This window comes from Clostridium sp. AF23-6LB (assembly GCF_003461085.1).
GTDB classification, from domain to species: domain Bacteria; phylum Bacillota; class Clostridia; order Lachnospirales; family Lachnospiraceae; genus Coprococcus; species Coprococcus ammoniilyticus.
This window is the reverse complement of sequence record NZ_QTWK01000003.1, coordinates 244,981-264,139: the sequence shown is the minus strand read 5'-3', so window position 1 is coordinate 264,139 and position 19,159 is coordinate 244,981. Positions and strand designations below refer to the sequence as shown.

Below are 19,159 nucleotides of genomic sequence, written 5' to 3'. Positions count from 1 at the left end.
CTGCTATAGGATAAAATTACACTCAGGGAGGACATATTAAATGTTAAACGACATCGAAATTGCACAGCAGGCAGAGATGAAGAATATAAAGGAGGTTGCAGCAAAGCTTGACATCAAAGAAGATGATATCGAGATGTATGGCAAATATAAAGCAAAGTTGTCAGATGAGCTGATCGCTTCCGTACAGAAAAATAAGAATGGTAAGCTGATCTTAGTTACAGCGATCAATCCGACTCCTGCAGGAGAGGGCAAGACAACGATTACAGTCGGACTTGGTGAAGCTATGGGCAGACTGAACAAGAAAGCGGTTATCGCACTTCGTGAACCATCACTTGGTCCGTGCTTTGGTATCAAAGGCGGTGCTGCCGGCGGCGGATATGCACAGGTAGTACCGATGGAGGATCTGAATCTTCATTTTACTGGTGATTTCCATGCAATCACATCTGCAAACAATCTGCTTGCAGCAATGATGGATAACCATATTCATCAGGGAAATGCACTCGGCATTGATGTGAACCGTATCGTATTTAAAAGATGTATGGATATGAATGACCGCGCGCTGCGTCATACCGTGATCGGACTTGGAAAGCGTGTAGATGGTGTGCCAAGAGAAGATGGCTTCGTGATCACGGTTGCATCAGAGATCATGGCGATCCTTTGTCTGGCAGCGGATTTCAATGACCTGAAGGAAAGACTTGGCAGGATCATTGTTGCTTATAATTATCAGAACGAGCCTGTAACAGCAAAGGATCTGAAAGCGGTTGGTGCTATGGCTGCACTCTTAAAGGATGCAATCAAGCCGAATATGATCCAGACGTTGGAGCATACACCTGCACTTGTGCATGGTGGACCATTTGCAAATATCGCACATGGCTGTAACAGTGTAATCGCAACAAAGACAGCATTAAAGCTGGCAGACTATGTAATTACAGAGGCTGGATTCGGAGCAGATCTTGGTGCAGAGAAGTTTTTTGATATCAAGTGCCGTATGAATGGACTGAAGCCGGATGCAGTTGTTCTGGTTGCGACCGTAAAGGCATTGAAGTACAACGGCGGTTTACCGAAGACAGAGCTTGGTCAGGAGAATCTGGAAGCATTAAAGAAAGGTATCGTAAACCTTGAAAAGCACATCGAGAATCTTCAGAAGTATCAGGTTCCTGTTGTCGTTACTTTAAACCGTTTCATCACAGACACAGATGCGGAACTTGCGTTTGTGGAGAAATTCTGTAAAGACAGAAGCTGTGATTTCGCTCTTGCAAATGTATGGGAAAAAGGCGGCGAAGGCGGTATCGAGCTTGCAAATGCAGTATTAAATACACTTGAGAACAAAAAGAGTGATTTTAAAGTATTATATAAAGATGAGCTGTCAATTAAAGAAAAGATCTCATGCATTGCAACAGAGATCTATGGTGCAGCAAATGTAACATACAGTCCGGAAGCAGATCGTGCGATCGCTAAGATTGAAGAGATGGGATTTGGAAACTTCCCTGTATGTATGGCAAAGAATCAGTATTCACTTTCGGATGATCCAAAGAAGCTTGGAAGACCGGAAGGATTTGATATTAATATCCGTGAAGTATATGTCAGTGCAGGTGCCGGCTTTGTGGTCGCAATCACAGGTACGATCATGACAATGCCTGGTCTGCCTAAGGTGCCGGCTGCTGAAAATATCAGTGTAAATGATGATGGTGTAATTTGCGGATTATTCTAAGGAGGAATAAATCAAATATGGCTCAACTGATTGATGGAAAAGCAATATCAAAACAGATAAAAGATGAATTAAAGGAACAGGTTGCAGAGCTTTCGGCAAAAGGTGTAAAGATCTGTCTGGCAGTTATCCAGGTAGGAAATGATCCGGCATCTTCCGTATATGTCGGCAATAAGAAAAAGGCATGTGCCTATATCGGCATTGATTCTTTGTCTTATGAGCTTCCGGAAGAGACAACGGAGGAAGAACTGTTAGAACTGATCGATAAATTGAATAAGGACGATGCTGTAAATGGAATTCTGGTACAGCTTCCGGTTCCAAAACATATCGATGAGGACAAGATCATTAAAGCAATCTCACCATTAAAGGATGTTGATGGCTTCCATCCGATGAGCGTTGGAGCATTAAGTATCGGTCAGCCTGGATTTGTATCCTGTACACCGGCTGGTGTGATCCAGCTCTTAAAGCGTTCCGGAATCGTGATCGCAGGAAAAGAATGTGTCGTGATCGGCAGAAGCAATATCGTAGGCAAACCGATGGCTATGCTGTTATTACGCGAGAATGGAACGGTTACGATCTGTCATTCAAAGACAAAGGATCTGAAAGAGGTATGTAAGCGTGCAGATATTCTTGTAGTTGCGATCGGCAGACCGAAGATGATCGATGCATCCTATATCAAAGAGGGCGCAACCGTGATCGATGTCGGAATACACAGAGATGAGAATAACAAATTATGTGGCGATGTTGATTTTGAATCAGCAAGCAAGGTTGCAGGAGCAATTACTCCTGTACCGGGTGGAGTTGGTCCTATGACGATCGCAATGCTTATGCATAACTGTGTAGATTCGATCAATATAAAATAACCTGAGGAAAGAACATATATGAAAGTATTGATGGTATCATTGGGCTGCGATAAGAACCTTGTGGACAGTGAGGTAATGCTCGGACTTCTGCATAAGGCAGGACATGAGATCACAAATGATGAACATGAGGCAGAGGCAGTTGTTATCAATACCTGTGCATTTATCAAAGATGCGCAGGAAGAAAGTATTAATACGATAATAGAATACGGAGAGCTGAAGAAGACAGGATCATTAAAGAAGCTGATCGTTACCGGCTGCCTGTCACAGCGATATAAAGATGATATCCTTGCAGAACTGCCGGAGATCGATACGATCGTCGGAGCTGCAAATTATGACGCGATCGTAGATGCGATCAGTTCCGATGAGGAACATTCCTTTGTTACGGATATTAATTATATGCCGGAGGCAGTTGGCGGACGTATCGTTACGACCGGCGCTTCTATGGCATATCTGAAGATCGCAGAGGGTTGCGGAAAAATGTGTACTTACTGTGCAATCCCATATATCAGAGGAAAATACAGAAGTATTCCGATGGAACAGCTTCTGGCATCTGCAAAAGAGCTTGCTGCACAGGGAGTAAAAGAACTGATCCTTGTTGCACAGGAAACAACACTCTATGGAGTGGATTTGTATGGTGAAAAGACACTTTCAAAATTATTACATGAACTCTGCAAGATCGAGGAAATCAAGTGGATACGTTTGATGTACTGCTATCCGGAGGAGATCACAGACGAGCTGATCGATACGATCGCAGAGGAAGAAAAGGTCTGTCATTATCTCGATATACCGATCCAACATTCAGAAGATTCTGTATTGCGACACATGGGAAGACGTACCTGTAAAAAGGATATTGTGGAATTGATTGCAAAGCTTCGGATCCGGATTCCTGATATCGCAATCCGTACGACACTGATTGCTGGTTTCCCGGGTGAGACAGAAGCAGATCATGAGGCGCTTATGGAATTCGTGAATGAGTCAGAATTTGACCGCCTGGGTGTGTTTACATATTCACCGGAGGAAGGAACACCTGCCGCATCATTTCCGGATCAGATTGAAAATGAGGTTGCAGAAAAATGGCGGGATGATATAATGGCATTGCAGCAGGAAGTATCATATGACAAGAACCAAGAGCTGCTTGGCAAGACTCTTACAGTACTGATCGAAGGTTATGTTGCGGAAGATGATGTATATGTCGGAAGAACCTACAGGGATGCGCCCGATGTAGATGGTATGGTATTTGTTGATGCACCATATGAGCTGATGTCCGGTACCTTTGTACAGGTTCGGATTACAGATGCGAATGAATATGATCTGACAGGGGAGATGATAGAATGAATTTACCAAACAAATTAACAATATTGAGAGTTATAATGATTCCATTTTTTGTTGTGTTTATGTATCTTGATTTTGCAGCAGCCAAATGGATTGCGCTTGGTATCTTTATCGCTGCAGCGATCACGGATACATTAGATGGACAGATCGCAAGAAGATGTAATCTGGTCACAACATTTGGAAAATTCATGGATCCGTTAGCAGACAAACTTCTGGTATGTTCTGCGATGATTGCATTAGTTGATCAGGGACGGATTCCTGCATGGATCGTTATTATCATCATTGCGAGAGAATTTATCATTAGCGGATTCCGGCTGATCGCAGCAGAAAAGGGTGTTGTTATTGCGGCTGGTATCTGGGGCAAATTAAAGACTGTTGTCCAGATGGTCATGGTTTGTTTTCTAATCGGTAATCTTGGAGGGAAAGTGATATTTGTGATTGAACAGGTGCTGATTTATGCTGCACTTGTATTAACGATCATTTCACTGATTGATTATCTGATATCAAACAAAAATGTCCTGAAGGATTAATATAAAATTAAAGGCTGTATAGTTATGAACAACTAACTACAAAACAGACAATTATGGGGAAAATGGGGTATTTTCTGACAATTACTTCCACTTTCCCCTTTTGTTTTTTAAGTAAAAATAGTAGGGATGTTCGATTGTTAAAAAGTGCTGAAAAAACTGTGTCGTAATGATAATTTTACTTGAAATAAATTCGTAAAGGCTTTACAATAAAATCGGCATAAATTTGGAATTACTTTTATGTAACTCCTAAAAATAAATTTAATGGAGGGCTAGAAATGAGCAACAAACTCACCCTGTCAGCAAGCGATAGAATTAATGCATTGCTTGATGACGCAAGTTTTGTTGAAATCGGTGCTTATGTGAAAGCAAGAAATACTGATTTTAACATTCAGGATAAGGATACTCCAAAAGATGGTGTTATCACCGGATATGGTGTTATCAATGGCAATTTAGTGTATGTATACAGTCAGGACGCTAAAGTTTTAGGCGGTTCCGTTGGTGAGATGCATGCCAAGAAGATTGCAAAAATTTATGACATGGCTATGAAGATGGGCGCACCTGTCATCGGAATGATCGACTGTGCAGGACTCAGACTGCAGGAAGCTACAGATGCACTGAATGCATTTGGCGAAGTATATGGCAAGCAGGTTATGGCTTCAGGTGTTATTCCTCAGATCACAGCTGTTTTTGGTGCATGTGGCGGCGGCGCTTCCCTTGTTCCATCATTATCTGATTTCACTTTCATGACAAAGGAAGGTGCAAAGTTATTTGTAAATTCTCCAAATGCCTTAGCAGAGAACAATATTACAAAGCTGGATACTTCCGCTGCTGAATATGTAAGCGAGAATACAGCAAATGTTGATGGTGTATTTGAAACAGAAGAAGAATTACTTGGTATGATCCGTGCACTGGTTGAAGTTCTTCCAAGCTGCAATTTGGACGACAAGGAAGCTTCTGCAAATGACAATCCAAACAGAATTATCCCAAATCTTGATTCATACAAGAATGATCCAAGAGCAGTGATTCAGAATATCGCTGATGATTCTCTTGTACTTGAGATGAAGAAGGAATATGCAGGAGATGTTGTTACAGCCCTGATCCGTATGGATGGTATCACAGTTGGCTGTGTTGGTAATCAGGAAGATACGATCACAACAGCAGGTGCATATAAGGCAGAAGAATTTGTAGATTTCTGTGATGCATTTAACATTCCTGTTCTTACACTTGTAAATGTAACAGGCTTTGCTGCAACAGTTGAAGAAGAGAAGACAATCTCAAAGGCTCTTGCAAAGCTTACAAATGCATATGCAGATGCAACCGTTCCAAAGGTTACAGTTGTTATGGACAAGGCTTATGGAACAGCATATACAGTTATGAACTCCAAGGCAATCGGAGCAGATATGGTATACGCATGGCCGGATGCAGTGATCGGTACTATGGATCCTGAGATGGCAGTTAAGATTATGTATGAAGATGAGCTTGCAGCAGCAGATGACAAGCTTGCATTCATCAAGGAAAAGAAAGCAGAATATGTTGCAGCTCTTTCAGGAGCAGCTTCAGCAGCATCCAGAGGATATATTGATGATATCATCGAGCCTGATGCTACAAGAAAGAGAGTGATCGCAGCGATCCAGATGCTCCTTTCAAAGGAAGAGATGAGACCTTATAAGAAGCACAGTACTATATAAAAGGAGTGACAACTAAATGAAGAAAAAATTATTATTAATAGTTTCTATGTTAGCTGTTACTTTTATGTTTGCCGGATGTAGTGCTTCTGATGATAACGGAGTAAAATTTGCTTATAACGATCAGGAGATCGCTCAGGTAGCAAAAGATGCCTGTGAGACATATCAGAAATATGCAAGCGCAGATGAGACCTACAACTATGTTGTAGAAGCAGGCTCTGATGCAGGAATTTCTGAGAATGAGATTGAAGCAGTTAAGTCTTTCCGTAATATCGGAGATGAGTGCGGTGAGTTTAAAGATTTCACAGGTGAATACAAGATTGCAGAAACAGAAGGAAATGTAATCGTTACTCTTTATGCTGACTGTACAGAAAAAGAAGCGTTGATCAAGGTAACATTTGTAGACAACAGTGCAACATATAACTTACAGAGATATCAGTTAATGAATCAGTATGGTTACAGTGAAGAGCAGGCTGATGAAGCCCTTTCTTCACAGGGTATGTACCCATATAAGTCAACTGATGTTGAGATTGCAGCAAACATGACATTTGAAGATAAGATGAAGGCAGCCGGAACCAACACCCTGATCGGTATGGCAACTGTATTCTGTGTTCTTATCTTTATATCATTTATCATCTATCTGTTAAAATTTGTTCCTGGCTTCTTTGATAAAGAAGCAAAAGCAGTCAAGAAGGCAGCTAAAAAAGCAGCAGAAGCAGCTAAGACAGAGCCTGTTGCTGAGACAAAGGCAGAAGATGCAGGATCTGCACCGGCAGGACAGATTGTTGACATCGTTAAGACAGAAACAGGTGAAAGCGTAATGAATGATTCTGAACTGGTTGCAGTTATCACAGCCGCAGTTGCTGCTGCATCAGCAGGACAGAATGCATATACAACGTATCCAAGCAAAGATAAGCTTGTGACACGTCCGATCAGACGTATTAAGAGATAATAATAGGAGGATATATCGATGAAGAATTATAGAATTACAGTAAATGGTACATCATATGATGTTTCAGTTGAAGAATTAGCAGGTGGCGTTGCCCCTGTAGCAGCACCAGTTGCAGCAGCTCCTGTAGCTGCACCGGCACCAGCGGCAGCACCGGCACCAGCACCGGCAGCTAAGTCAGCAGGCGCAGGTTCCATTAAGGTTGCTTCTCCGATGCCTGGCAAGATCCTTGATGTTAAGGCAAATGTTGGTGATGCAGTTAAGAAGGGACAGGTTATTCTGATCCTTGAAGCTATGAAGATGGAAAACGAAGTTGTTGCTCCGGAAGATGGTACAGTAGCAAGCATCGACGTTGCATCAGGTGCAACTGTTGAAGCAGGAGATACATTAGCAACTCTGAACTAATGCTGTACTTGTATAAATCTGATAGGAGGAACGACTAAATGAGTAGTATAGTTGACGTATTGTCAAATTTAGCAAATCAGACAGGTTTTGCAAGTCTTGACTGGAAAAATTACGTTATGATCCTTGTAGCGTTCGTTTTCATGTTCCTTGCAATTAAGTTTGGTTTTGAGCCACTTCTTCTGGTACCAATCTCATTTGGTATGTTACTTGTTAACATGTTTCCAGATATAATGGCAGAAGGCGGATTATTACATTACTTCTACATGTTGGATGAATGGAGTATTCTTCCTTCACTGATCTTCATGGGTGTAGGTGCCATGACAGATTTTGGCCCGTTAATCGCAAACCCTGCAAGCTTTCTTCTTGGAGCTGCAGCACAGTTCGGTATCTACGGCGCATATTTCCTTGCTTTCCTGATGGGATTCAATGGTAAGGAAGCAGCAGCTATTTCTATTATCGGTGGTGCAGATGGTCCTACATCTATCTTCCTTGCCGGTAAACTTGGAATGGGTGGTACATTACTTGGACCAATCGCAGTAGCAGCATATTCTTATATGTCACTGGTTCCGATCATCCAGCCACCTATTATGAAAGCACTTACAACAAAGAAAGAGCGTCTGGTCAGAATGCCACAGCTTCGTCCTGTAACCAAGCTGGAAAAGATTCTTTTCCCAATTATCGTTACAGTCGTAGTTGTTCTGATCCTTCCTACAACAGCACCACTGGTTGGTATGCTGATGTTAGGTAACCTGTTCCGTGAGTGTGGTGTTGTAAAACAGCTTACAGAGACAGCATCCAATGCTATGATGTATATCGTAGTTATCTTACTTGGTACATCTGTTGGTGCAAGTACAAGTGCAGAAGCTTTCTTAAAGATCAGTACTTTAAAGATCGTATTACTTGGTCTGATCGCATTTGCATTCGGTACAGCAGCCGGTGTATTATTTGGTAAGTTAATGTGTCTGGTAACAAAGGGTAAGGTTAATCCGCTGATCGGTTCAGCCGGTGTATCTGCCGTACCTATGGCAGCCAGAGTTTCTCAGAAGGTAGGTTCCCAGTATGATCCTACGAACTTCCTTCTGATGAATGCAATGGGACCAAATGTTGCAGGTGTTATCGGTACAGCAGTTGCAGCAGGAACATTCCTTGCAATCTTTAATGTACAGTAATGATCATAATCATATGAGAATATATTCAGGAGGTTCGAAATGGCAGAAAAGAAACCGGTTAAGATTACCGAAACTGTATTACGTGATGCGCATCAGTCACTGATCGCTACCCGTATGACAACAGAACAGATGCTTCCAATCATCGATAAGATGGATAAGGTTGGATATCATTCTGTTGAGTGCTGGGGTGGTGCTACATTCGATGCATGTCTCAGATTCCTTAAGGAAGATCCATGGGAGAGACTTAGAAAATTAAGAGATGGTTTTAAGAATACAAAGCTTCAGATGTTATTCAGAGGCCAGAACATTCTTGGTTACCGTCATTATGCAGATGATGTGGTTGAGTATTTTGTTCAGAAGTCAATTGCAAATGGTATTGATATTATCAGAATTTTCGACTGCTTAAATGATATCAGAAACCTTGAAACTGCTGTTAAGGCATGTAACAAGGAAAAAGGTCATGCACAGGTTGCACTTTCCTATACATTAGGTGATGCTTATACACTTGATTACTGGAAAGATATGGCTAAGAGAATTGAGGATATGGGTGCAGATTCTATCTGTATCAAGGATATGGCAGGCCTTCTTGTTCCATATAAGGCAACCGAGCTTGTTCAGGCATTAAAGGAAGGTTCTTCCCTTCCAATCCAGCTTCACACACACTATACATCAGGTGTAGCTTCCATGACATACATGAAGGCTGTTGAAGCAGGATGTGATATCATTGATACAGCAATTTCACCATTAGCACTTGGTACAAGCCAGCCTGCAACAGAAGTTATGGCTAAGACATTTGAAGGTACACCATATGATCCTGGATTTGATCAGAACCTTCTCGCTGAGATCGCTGATTACTTCAGACCATTAAGAGAAGAGTGGATTAAGTCTGGTCTTCTGAATCCAAAGGTTCTTGGTGTTAATGTTAAGACATTATTATATCAGGTACCAGGTGGTATGTTATCAAACCTTGTATCACAGTTAAAGGAAATGAACGCAGAAGACAAGTTTGAACAGGTTCTGGAAGAAGTTCCTAGAGTTCGTAAAGACTTCGGTGAACCACCTCTTGTTACACCATCCAGTCAGATCGTTGGTACTCAGGCTGTATTAAATGTTGTTACAGGCGAGAGATACAAGATGTGTACAAAGGAAGCAAAGGCACTTGTTGCTGGTGAGTATGGTCAGTCTGTAAAGCCGGTTGATCCAGAAGTTAGAAAGAAAGTAATCGGTGATCAGGAGCCTATCACATGTCGTCCTGCTGATCTTCTTGAAAATGAGCTTGGTAAGATCGAGAAAGAAATGATCCAGTACAAGGAACAGGATGAAGATGTATTAACATATGCATTGTTCCCACAGGTTGCTGTTGATTTCTTCAAGTTAAGAGAAGCAAAGAAGACAAAGGTTGATGCAACACTTGTAAACAAAGAGGATAAGGCATATCCGGTATAAGATTATAAAGTGTTATGTCGTTTGAAAAATGACATATGCAGGTATACTATGGGAAGAGCAGACTGGTGGTATCCGGTCTGTATCTTCCCATGTTTATATCATGAATTTTGTTATCTGTCAGATATAGCAGAGGCAGGGGATTGTTTTGAGTAGAGGTCTAGAGAAATATCATGAATAAGAAGAAATATGTGAACCGGAATTATCTTACAACAACGAGAATTATAGCACTGGGCTTTCTGATTACAGTTATTGTAGGAACGATATTATTATCATTGCCGATTGCATCTGCAAACGGAACATGGACAGATCTTCTGACGGCTGCTTTTACATCGACGACATCCGTATGTGTGACAGGTCTGGTAGTCGTTGATACATTTTCCTATTGGAGTTTGTTTGGCAAAGGTGTGATTTTAATTTTGATCCAGATCGGCGGACTCGGAATCGTTTCGATCATCACACTGTTTATGTTGTTATTAAGAATGAAGATAACCTTGAAAAGTACAATGCTGTTGCAGGATGCATTTAACCTGAACAGCAAGCAGGGACTTTTGAAGTTTACGATAAAAGTAATAAAAGGAACATTTCTGATCGAAGGGATCGGAGCACTTATTTACAGTTTTTATTATTGCAGAGAATACGGATTTTTAAAGGGAATCTGGTTTTCGGTATTTCATGCTGTTTCAGCATTTTGTAATGCCGGTATCGACATTATGGGTGCGGACAGTCTGATTTCATATCATTCCAATCTTTTGATGATGCTGAATACGTCGTTTCTGATCATTATGGGCGGAATCGGATTTATTGTATGGTGGGATACGGTTGAAGCGTTTCGAAGAATCCGTACAAAGAGATGCAGTATCCGGTCGGCATGGAATGGCGTTCATTTGCAGACGAAGATCGCGATTTTTATGACATTGCTGTTATTGATCGGCGGTACAATTGTTATCTATTTCCTTGAACGTTCCAATCCGGACACTCTTGGTAATTTATCCGAAAAAGACCGGATATTAAATGCTTTTTTTCAGTCGGTAACATTCCGTACGGCGGGATTTGCGGCAGTATCTCAGGTGGCGCTTCGACCGGTGACAGCTTTCTTTGGAGTGCTTCTTATGATGATTGGCGGTTCTCCGGTTGGAACGGCAGGAGGAATGAAGACCGTAACCATCGCAGTTATTTTCTATACCTTTGCTGCCATGATCAGAAACCATGAGGATACAGAGGTTTTCAAGAGAAGCATTCCGGTATCCGTTGTAAAAAAAGCAGTTGCAATTGTATTCTTAAGTATGAGTACGATATTTATTATGACGATATTATTGCTGGCTACAAATGATGTGAATCTGCTGGATGCTCTGTATGAAGTGGCAAGTGCCGTCTGCACAGTTGGCTTATCCAGAAATCTGACTCCTGTTTTGAACACGGCAGGAAAGATCATTATTATAATCTGTATGTATATTGGACGAGTTGGACCGATATCTATGGTGGTAGCATTTAATACACAAAACGGAAAACATCGGCTTCTTCATTATCCGGAAGAAGATGTGATCGTTGGATAAGGAGAAAAGTATGAAAAAATCATTTGCGGTAGTAGGACTTGGACGATTTGGAACGAATGTTGCCCTTACTTTGATGGAGTCCGGTGCGCAGGTTCTGGCAATCGACAGTAATCCTGAATGTGTGAAGCGGATCTCATCACAGGTTACATGTGCAGTGACGGTTAATGTATGTGAGACAGAGAGCCTGAAAGAAGCAGGACTTGAGAATATGGATGGTGTTGTAGTTGCAATGGGTAATAATCTGGAAGCCAGTGCAATGACGATCATAACAGCAAAAGAACTGGGCGTTCCATATATTCTTGCTAAATCGAATAACGATGAAGCAGCAAAGATCCTGTCCAAGATCGGAGCGGATAAAGTTATCTATCCGGAAAAGGATGCCGGAATCAATGTTGCAAGAAAGCTCTTATGCAGTAATTTTCTGGAATTCTTTGAGATTTCGGATGACATCAATGTAGCAGAGATCTCGGTTCGACCGGAATGGGTCGGCAAGACATTAAAAGAACTTGATTTCAGAAGAAGTTATAATATGAATATCATTCTGGCAAAGGAAGACGGACGTTCGATTGACCATATCACCCCGGAGCTACAGTTAAAAGAAAGTTACAGACTGTTAGTGACTATATCGAATGAAGGTTTAAAGAGGATGATGCAATGAAAAAAATAATAGTAGTCGGTGGTGGTGCGGCCGGCATGATGGCTGCGATCACAGCTGCGGAAAATGGCTGCAAGGTTGTATTATTTGAAAAGAATGATCGCCTTGGAAAGAAGTTATTCATTACAGGTAAGGGGAGATGCAACCTGACAAACGCAGGGGATGCAGACCGCTTTTTTCAGTCGGTGACAACAAACAGTAAATTCATGTACAGTCCGTTTTATACCTTTGATAATCAGATGACGATTGATTTCTTTGAGAAACTTGGACTAAAGACAAAGGTAGAACGCGGAGATCGTGTATTTCCGGTCAGCGATCATTCATCTGACGTGATCGGAGTATTAAAAACGAAATTAAACCGAAATCAGGAGATTACAGTAGAACTACAGACGGAAGTTCAGAAGCTTATTATAGAAGATCAGGTAGTAAAAGGCATACAGATCAAGACGGCACATGGAAAGAAAGATGTGTATGGAGATGCAGTCGTCATAACAACCGGCGGGATATCGTATCCGCTTACCGGATCGACCGGAGATGGTTACCGGTTTGCAGAGAGTGCCGGTCATGCGATCAAAGTGCCTTTACCATCCCTTGTTCCATTTGAATTAAAGAATGAATTTTGCAAAGAACTTATGGGACTATCATTAAAAAATGTAGAGCTTGTGATAAAATGTGGTAGGAAGTGTCTGTTTGAAGAACAGGGAGAACTTTTGTTTACACATTTTGGCATCAGCGGCCCTCTGGTAATAAAGGCATCTGCATATCTTCACAAATATCTGGATAAAGATTTAAGTATGTATATCGATCTGAAGCCTGCAATGACGGAAGAAATGCTGGATGATCGTATTCTTCGGGATTTTAGTAAATATACAAATAAAGATTTTCATAATTCGCTTGGTGATCTGCTTCCTGTCAAACTGATCGATGTAGTTATAAAACGTTCAGAAATCGATCCATATAAGAAGGTGAATTCAATCACAAAGGAAGAACGGAAGAATTTAGTAACCGTACTCAAACATTTTACGCTTTCGTTTCAGGGGCTTCGCGGCTTTGATGAGGCAATCATTACAAAAGGCGGTGTCAATGTAAAAGAGGTTGATCCTTCAACGATGCAATCGAAGCTTGCAGATCACCTGTATTTTGCAGGGGAGGTTCTGGATGTAGATGCACTGACGGGCGGATTTAATCTGCAGATAGCATGGTCGACCGGATATCTGGCAGGACTTGCATGCTCAGAAGAAAGTTAATAAAGTAAATAGATAAAAGGAGAGAAAAAATGAATATAGCAATTGATGGACCTGCAGGAGCAGGAAAAAGTACAATAGCAAAATTGGTAGCAGGAAAACTCGGATATATTTATGTAGATACCGGAGCAATGTATCGTGCAGTTGCACTTGCATTATTGAATGCAAAGATCGATGTAACGGATGTAGATGCAGTTGCTAATGAGATAACAGGGATTGAGATCACAATCTGTTATGAAGATCATGCACAGCAGGTATATCTGAATGGTGAGAATGTAACCGGAAGCCTCAGAAAAGAAGAAGTGGGTAACATGGCATCCAAATCATCTGCTATCCCATGTGTAAGAGAAAAACTGTTAGATCTTCAGAGAAAGCTTGCAAGAGAAAATGATGTTGTTATGGATGGTAGAGACATCGGTACAAACATTCTTCCAAATGCAGAAGTAAAGATCTATCTGACCGCTTCTTCTGCAGTTCGTGCAAAGAGAAGATACGATGAACTGATAGCAAAGGGTGAAACACCGGATATTGATAAGATCGAAGCTGATATTATTACAAGGGACAAACAGGATATGGAACGTCCAATCGCGCCGTTAAAGCAGGCAGATGATGCTGTATATCTTGACAGCTCAGATCTTGGTATCAATGAGGTTGTAGCTAAGATCATCAGCATCGCAGAAAAATAAAACCGGAGTATGGACAAAATATGGAAATTATATTAGCAAAGTCGGCCGGATTCTGTTTTGGGGTACAACGTGCCGTTGATACAGCGTATAAAGAAGCCGGGAAACAGCATGTATATACCTATGGCCCGATCATTCATAATGAAGAAGTAATCGAGGATCTGAGAAAAAAGGGAGTATTGGTGATCGAAGATCTTGCAGAGCTTGATCAGCAGGAAGATGAAACGGTTATTATCCGGTCGCATGGAGTATCAAAAGATGTCATGGAACAGTTAGAAACCAGACATGTCAATGTGGTAGATGCAACCTGTCCGTTTGTGAAAAAAATCCATACGATCGTACAGGATGAGAGCCAAAAAGGGAACCGCATAATCATTGTTGGAAATAAAGATCATCCGGAAGTTGAGGGTATAATTGGCTGGTGTGAGACGAAATCATATACAGTACAAAGCGTTTCAGAAGCGGAAAATTTGGTGAAAAATATAGAAAATGAGCCGGATTTTGAGCATATTAACTTCAGTTTAGTATCACAAACCACCTTTAATAAGAATAAATTTAAAGATATTGTTGATATTATTCGAAAAAAATTGTATAATGTGGTTGTTCATGAGACAATCTGTAATGCAACGGCAGTTCGACAGATGGAAGCAAGAGATATTGCAAAGACTGTAGATGCTATGATCATTATAGGTGGTCGAAACAGTTCTAATACTCAGAAGCTATATGATATTAGTAAACAAGAATGTGAGAATACTTACTATATACAGACACTCGTTGATTTGGATTTGACTACTTTTGAATCCGTTAGTAGGGTAGGTATTACTGCGGGGGCATCTACCCCAAATTATATTATTAAGGAGGTTCATAGTAGCATGGCAGAGTTAAGTTTTGAACAGATGTTAGAAAATGATGAAAGCAAGGCGTCAATCAGACAGGGAGAGATTATCGACGGTACAATTATTGGTGTTAAGCCGGATGAGATTGTAGTTGATATTAAGTATAAGTCAGACGGTATCATTACCAGAAATGAATATACAAACACTCCAAACGTCGATTTAACAGAGTTGGTAAAAGTTGGGGATCCAATCACTGTTAAGGTTATCAAGACAAATGATGGTGAAGGACAGGTAGCTCTTTCATACAAGAGAGTTGCAGCAGAGAAAGTAAACGAGAAGTTAGAAGAAGCATTTAACAATGGTGACATTCTTACAGGTAAGGTTGTTCAGGTTGTAAATGGCGGCTTAAATGTTCTTTACGAAGAGACAAGAATCTTCATTCCAGCAAGTCTTGTATCTGACTTATATGAAAAGAACCTTGATAAGTACTTAGACCAGGATATTGAATTCCAGCTTACAGAGTTCAATCCTAAGAAGAGAAGAATCATTGGTAACAGAAAGAAACTGATTGTTGAGAGAAAAGCTGCAGCTGCAAAAGAATTATTCGAAAAGATTGAAGTTGGCATGACAGTAGAAGGTACAGTAAAGAATGTAACAGATTTCGGTGCATTCATTGACCTCGGTGGTGCTGATGGACTTCTTCATATTTCAGAGATGTCATGGGGCAGAGTAGAAAGCCCTAAGAAGATGTTCAAGGTTGGTGATACTGTTAAGGCATTCATCAAGGACATCAATGGTGACAAGATCGCATTAAGCTTAAAGTTTGATGAGACAAACCCATGGTTAAATGCAGAAGAGAAATATGCTGTTGGAACAGTTGTAACAGGTAAAGTTGCACGTATGACTGACTTTGGTGCATTCGTTGAATTAGAGCCAGGCGTTGATGCATTACTGCATGTTTCACAGATTTCATACGATCACGTTGCAAAGCCAGAAGATGTATATAAGATTGGTGATGAGATTGAAGCTAAGGTTGTTGACTTCAAGCCGGAAGAAAAGAAGATCAGCCTGAGCGTAAAGGCATTACTTCCAGTTCCGGAAGAGACAGAAGAAGTTGTTGAAGCTCCAGTAGAAGAATAATCAAAGATTGTTTTTTATAAAATGTAAAATACCCACTGATGAATATTCATCAGTGGGTATTTATTGTTTTATGTATGTTCCAGAACTATTTGATCTGCTTTAAGATATTGAGAAGATATTCTTTTAACTGTATCCTGTCATTGATGAAAGTATCGTTCAGTTCAATATATCCATCTTTGTCAGTATGTTCATATTTGAATATGTGTGACTGCTTGAACTTGTTCTGGCGGATAAACGAACTTGTTTTTGTAGTGTATGCCGTTTCCGGGCGGGCTTTTTCTTTATAAGCACTTTCGACATAACAGGCAACATCCTTGTGGATAGCAGTCTGTTCTAGTGGCAGATAGAAATAATTTTTATAGTCCTTATAAAAATATTTCAGTGTATCATGGATAACTGGAATATCGATCGTCACGACTTCATCTATGCCTGATATATGTATATCATTACAGTTGGTATCAAATGGAATCGCAAGCCTTCCTGTCTGTATACAGATCGTAAACTGTGTATCGGTACAGGTAGTTTTCGATATAGCAAAATTGCCTTCAAAGAAGGAAGTAAGTGTAAGGGAACCGGATACATAGAAAAGTCCATAGATGTCATCCTTATTATGAGATAAAAGCATATCCTGTAATTGTGTATCTTTTGTACCTAAATAGTCCTGGTAGGTATCGATCAGAAGACCGCCGGAGTGAAATTCATCCCGTTCCATTCCCATAACAGATTCCAGAGCGGACTGTTTCATTGAATCCATCTGAAGCAGCTTTTTATATTTTCTTATTTTCCGATAGACATCGATACTGGTAATTGAATCGAAGGATATCTCCTGACGGAACTGTCGGTATTTTTCCTTTATATATGGCAGATCGAAGGTGTCGCCATTGTATGTAACGAGATATTTGTAATCAGCCAATATATCCTTAAATGCAGCGAGCATCTTTGGCTCGGAACAACCGTCATCATTGAATAATAAGGTAATACGAAACTGTTCGTCGTTTAGAATCGTTCCATATCCGATCAGATAAAGATCTGACCGGGCAGCGCTTAATCCGGTTGTTTCAATATCAAAGAAGAGATATTGATCCGGCGTTTCTTTCATCCAGTTCAGATTAACTGAAGAAAGTGGCATCGTATAGTCGTATTGAATCATAGTATGTAACCTCAAATGTAAAAAAATCGAATAATCTCATGATATGCCCCTGCGATCAAAAAATCAATCAGATATTTCCATAATGAGAAAACTGTGTTATACTTGGCATAGTAAAATTTGGAGACATATTATTATGATAGCATACATTTCAGGAGCACTTGTCAGTGCAGGAGAGAATTATATAGTGATCGATAACCACGGTATGGGATATCGGATCTTCGTATCTGGTAAGTTTCTTGAGCATATTCCAGCATATGGAACGCAGATCAAAATATACACACACATGTATATAAGAGAAGATGAATTGACATTGTATGGGTTTCATTCAGAAGAGGAATTATCTGTATTCCGTATCTTGATCGGAATCAGCGGGGTAGGTCCGAAAGTCGCTATGGCAATCCTTACAGCTCTTACGATCCAGGAGCTTCAGCTCGCGGTGATCTCAGAGGATGCGAAGACGATATCAAAAGCAAATGGTGTCGGCGCCAAGGGTGCATCAAGGATCATATTGGAATTAAAAGATAAGTTAAAGATGGAAGATATGATGGATGCAGCCTATGAGCAGTCGATCGTACAGGATACACAAGATTTAAATGCAGCAAGAGATGCGATTCTTGCACTTGTAAATCTGGGCTATTCGAATTCCGAAGCAGCACTTGCCGTAAAAAAGATTGGGGATACCAGTCAGATGGATATAGAATCGATATTAAAGGCAGCATTGAAGAAATTAATATAAAAACAGATACAGGTGGACACAGTGGGTAGAATTATTTCAACAGAAGCAGATATAGAAGAATTAAATAGTGAATATAGTTTGAGACCAAAGTATCTGGATGAATATATTGGACAGAATAAAGTAAAAGAGAATCTGAAGATTTTTATTGAGGCGGCAAAGAGGAGAAATGAACCGTTAGATCATTTACTCTTATATGGTCCGCCGGGCCTTGGTAAAACGACATTAGCATCCATAGTTGCAAATGAGATGGGTGTTAATATCAAGATCACATCAGGACCGGCAATCGAGAAGCCGGGCGAACTGGCAGCTATTTTAAATAATCTGTCAGAGAATGATATATTATTTATTGATGAGATTCACAGATTAAACAGTCAGGTAGAGGAAGTCTTATATCCTGCAATGGAAGATTTTGCGATTGATGTTGTGATCGGAAAAGGAGCAGGAGCAAGGTCAATCCGTCTGGATCTTCCGAAATTCACATTGATCGGAGCAACGACAAGAGCCGGTATGCTGACAGCACCGCTTCGTGACCGATTTGGCATGGTTGATCGGCTGGAATTCTATTCACCGGAGGAATTGAAGCAGATCGTAATACGGTCCGGGGATGTACTGGGTGTAGAGACCGATGATGCGGGCGCACTTGAAATTGCAAAACGATCCAGAGGAACACCAAGACTTGCCAATCGTCTGTTAAAGAGATGCCGGGATTTTGCACAGGTATGCCACAATGGCTGTATCGATTATGAGGTTGCAAAGACAGCACTGGATAAGCTTGAGGTTGACTCCATGGGACTTGATAATACAGACCGGAACATATTAATGACAATGATAGAGAAGTTTGGTGGAGGTCCGGTGGGACTGGATACTCTGGCTGCTGCCATCGGGGAAGATTCCGGCACGATTGAAGATGTATATGAGCCATATCTGATCAAAAATGGTTTTATCAACCGGACACCGAGAGGACGGGTTGTAACAGAACGGTGTTATAAGCATTTCGGACTGGATGCATTTATCGAATAGGTTATTTTAGTCCATACAATAAATGAATTACGGGAAAATAATACCTGTATGGTAC

17 protein-coding genes are annotated in these 19,159 nt (G+C 40.8%); 16 read left to right on the top strand and 1 reads right to left on the bottom strand.

The genetic code is table 11. The annotated features are described in order from the left end of the window. Positions 1-40 precede the first annotated feature (40 nt). The 14 genes from DWY07_RS08275 (at position 41) to DWY07_RS08210 (ending at position 16,198) form a co-directional block, all read left to right on the top strand. On the top strand, positions 41-1,711 hold the full coding sequence (locus tag DWY07_RS08275; protein WP_117807604.1) for a formate--tetrahydrofolate ligase: 1,671 nt from the start codon (positions 41-43) through the stop codon (positions 1,709-1,711). A 17-nt stretch (positions 1,712-1,728) separates the two neighbouring features. Then, positions 1,729-2,571, top strand: coding sequence for a bifunctional methylenetetrahydrofolate dehydrogenase/methenyltetrahydrofolate cyclohydrolase FolD (folD, locus tag DWY07_RS08270; protein WP_117807603.1), 843 nt, complete (start codon positions 1,729-1,731; stop codon positions 2,569-2,571). 18 nt (positions 2,572-2,589) lie between these two features. After that, positions 2,590-3,906, top strand: coding sequence for a 30S ribosomal protein S12 methylthiotransferase RimO (gene rimO / locus DWY07_RS08265; protein WP_117807602.1), 1,317 nt, complete (start codon positions 2,590-2,592; stop codon positions 3,904-3,906). Beyond that, positions 3,903-4,433: a CDP-diacylglycerol--glycerol-3-phosphate 3-phosphatidyltransferase gene (gene pgsA / locus DWY07_RS08260; RefSeq protein ID WP_117807601.1), complete on the top strand. Its 531-nt coding sequence runs from the start codon at positions 3,903-3,905 to the stop codon at positions 4,431-4,433. Before rimO ends, pgsA begins: the two co-directional genes overlap by 4 nt. A 275-nt stretch (positions 4,434-4,708) precedes the next feature. Further along, entirely contained in the window at positions 4,709-6,121 is a 1,413-nt protein-coding gene (locus DWY07_RS08255) for a carboxyl transferase domain-containing protein (protein WP_117807600.1), read from the top strand. A gap of 16 nt (positions 6,122-6,137) precedes the next feature. Further along, the gene (locus DWY07_RS08250) at positions 6,138-7,070 is read left to right on the top strand and encodes an OadG family protein (RefSeq protein ID WP_117807599.1); all 933 of its coding nucleotides are present in this window, start codon (positions 6,138-6,140) and stop codon (positions 7,068-7,070) included. Positions 7,071-7,088: 18 nt separating this feature from the next. Further along, positions 7,089-7,472, top strand: coding sequence for a biotin/lipoyl-containing protein (locus DWY07_RS08245; protein WP_008400765.1), 384 nt, complete (start codon positions 7,089-7,091; stop codon positions 7,470-7,472). 38 nt (positions 7,473-7,510) lie between these two features. Continuing rightward, a complete protein-coding gene (locus DWY07_RS08240; protein WP_008400766.1) occupies positions 7,511-8,641 on the top strand; it encodes a sodium ion-translocating decarboxylase subunit beta in 1,131 nt (376 codons plus the stop codon). Positions 8,642-8,680: 39 nt separating this feature from the next. Continuing rightward, the gene (locus tag DWY07_RS08235; protein WP_008400767.1) at positions 8,681-10,087 is read left to right on the top strand and encodes an oxaloacetate decarboxylase subunit alpha; all 1,407 of its coding nucleotides are present in this window, start codon (positions 8,681-8,683) and stop codon (positions 10,085-10,087) included. 170 nt (positions 10,088-10,257) lie between these two features. Then, a complete protein-coding gene (locus DWY07_RS08230) occupies positions 10,258-11,640 on the top strand; it encodes a potassium transporter TrkG (protein WP_021943811.1) in 1,383 nt (460 codons plus the stop codon). A 10-nt stretch (positions 11,641-11,650) separates the two neighbouring features. After that, entirely contained in the window at positions 11,651-12,298 is a 648-nt protein-coding gene (locus DWY07_RS08225; protein ID WP_226801005.1) for a TrkA family potassium uptake protein, read from the top strand. Further along, positions 12,295-13,542, top strand: a complete 1,248-nt coding sequence (locus tag DWY07_RS08220) for an NAD(P)/FAD-dependent oxidoreductase (protein ID WP_117807597.1) — start codon at positions 12,295-12,297, stop codon at positions 13,540-13,542. The genes DWY07_RS08225 and DWY07_RS08220 overlap by 4 nt, the downstream gene beginning before the upstream one ends. Before the next feature lie 29 nt (positions 13,543-13,571). After that, positions 13,572-14,225 (top strand): (d)CMP kinase, encoded by a 654-nt coding sequence (gene cmk, locus DWY07_RS08215; RefSeq protein ID WP_117807596.1) that lies wholly within the window; start codon positions 13,572-13,574, stop codon positions 14,223-14,225. 20 nt (positions 14,226-14,245) lie between these two features. After that, the gene (locus DWY07_RS08210; protein WP_117807595.1) at positions 14,246-16,198 is read left to right on the top strand and encodes a bifunctional 4-hydroxy-3-methylbut-2-enyl diphosphate reductase/30S ribosomal protein S1; all 1,953 of its coding nucleotides are present in this window, start codon (positions 14,246-14,248) and stop codon (positions 16,196-16,198) included. A gap of 85 nt (positions 16,199-16,283) precedes the next feature. Here DWY07_RS08210 and DWY07_RS08205 read toward each other — a convergent pair whose 3' ends face one another. After that, positions 16,284-17,348, bottom strand: coding sequence for a ribonuclease H-like domain-containing protein (locus DWY07_RS08205; RefSeq protein WP_117807594.1), 1,065 nt, complete (start codon positions 17,346-17,348; stop codon positions 16,284-16,286). Between the two features lie 133 nt (positions 17,349-17,481). Here DWY07_RS08205 and ruvA point away from each other — a divergent pair, with 133 nt between their 5' ends. Both ruvA and ruvB read left to right on the top strand, forming a co-directional pair. Then, positions 17,482-18,084, top strand: coding sequence for a Holliday junction branch migration protein RuvA (ruvA, locus tag DWY07_RS08200; RefSeq protein ID WP_117807593.1), 603 nt, complete (start codon positions 17,482-17,484; stop codon positions 18,082-18,084). Between the two features lie 12 nt (positions 18,085-18,096). Then, the gene (ruvB, locus tag DWY07_RS08195) at positions 18,097-19,104 is read left to right on the top strand and encodes a Holliday junction branch migration DNA helicase RuvB (RefSeq protein WP_347465363.1); all 1,008 of its coding nucleotides are present in this window, start codon (positions 18,097-18,099) and stop codon (positions 19,102-19,104) included. The last annotated feature ends 55 nt before the right edge of the window (positions 19,105-19,159 follow it).

Bases quoted from the DNA above. Each gene is read 5' to 3' on its own strand.
- DWY07_RS08275 (WP_117807604.1), top strand. From the start codon at position 41: ATGTTAAACGACATCGAAATTGCACAGCAGGCAGAGATGAAGAATATA.
- folD (WP_117807603.1), top strand. From the start codon at position 1,729: ATGGCTCAACTGATTGATGGAAAAGCAATATCAAAACAGATAAAAGAT.
- rimO (WP_117807602.1), top strand. From the start codon at position 2,590: ATGAAAGTATTGATGGTATCATTGGGCTGCGATAAGAACCTTGTGGAC.
- pgsA (WP_117807601.1), top strand. From the start codon at position 3,903: ATGAATTTACCAAACAAATTAACAATATTGAGAGTTATAATGATTCCA.
- DWY07_RS08255 (WP_117807600.1), top strand. From the start codon at position 4,709: ATGAGCAACAAACTCACCCTGTCAGCAAGCGATAGAATTAATGCATTG.
- DWY07_RS08250 (WP_117807599.1), top strand. From the start codon at position 6,138: ATGAAGAAAAAATTATTATTAATAGTTTCTATGTTAGCTGTTACTTTT.
- DWY07_RS08245 (WP_008400765.1), top strand. From the start codon at position 7,089: ATGAAGAATTATAGAATTACAGTAAATGGTACATCATATGATGTTTCA.
- DWY07_RS08240 (WP_008400766.1), top strand. From the start codon at position 7,511: ATGAGTAGTATAGTTGACGTATTGTCAAATTTAGCAAATCAGACAGGT.
- DWY07_RS08235 (WP_008400767.1), top strand. From the start codon at position 8,681: ATGGCAGAAAAGAAACCGGTTAAGATTACCGAAACTGTATTACGTGAT.
- DWY07_RS08230 (WP_021943811.1), top strand. From the start codon at position 10,258: ATGAATAAGAAGAAATATGTGAACCGGAATTATCTTACAACAACGAGA.
- DWY07_RS08225 (WP_226801005.1), top strand. From the start codon at position 11,651: ATGAAAAAATCATTTGCGGTAGTAGGACTTGGACGATTTGGAACGAAT.
- DWY07_RS08220 (WP_117807597.1), top strand. From the start codon at position 12,295: ATGAAAAAAATAATAGTAGTCGGTGGTGGTGCGGCCGGCATGATGGCT.
- cmk (WP_117807596.1), top strand. From the start codon at position 13,572: ATGAATATAGCAATTGATGGACCTGCAGGAGCAGGAAAAAGTACAATA.
- DWY07_RS08210 (WP_117807595.1), top strand. From the start codon at position 14,246: ATGGAAATTATATTAGCAAAGTCGGCCGGATTCTGTTTTGGGGTACAA.
- DWY07_RS08205 (WP_117807594.1), bottom strand. From the start codon at position 17,348: ATGATTCAATACGACTATACGATGCCACTTTCTTCAGTTAATCTGAAC.
- ruvA (WP_117807593.1), top strand. From the start codon at position 17,482: ATGATAGCATACATTTCAGGAGCACTTGTCAGTGCAGGAGAGAATTAT.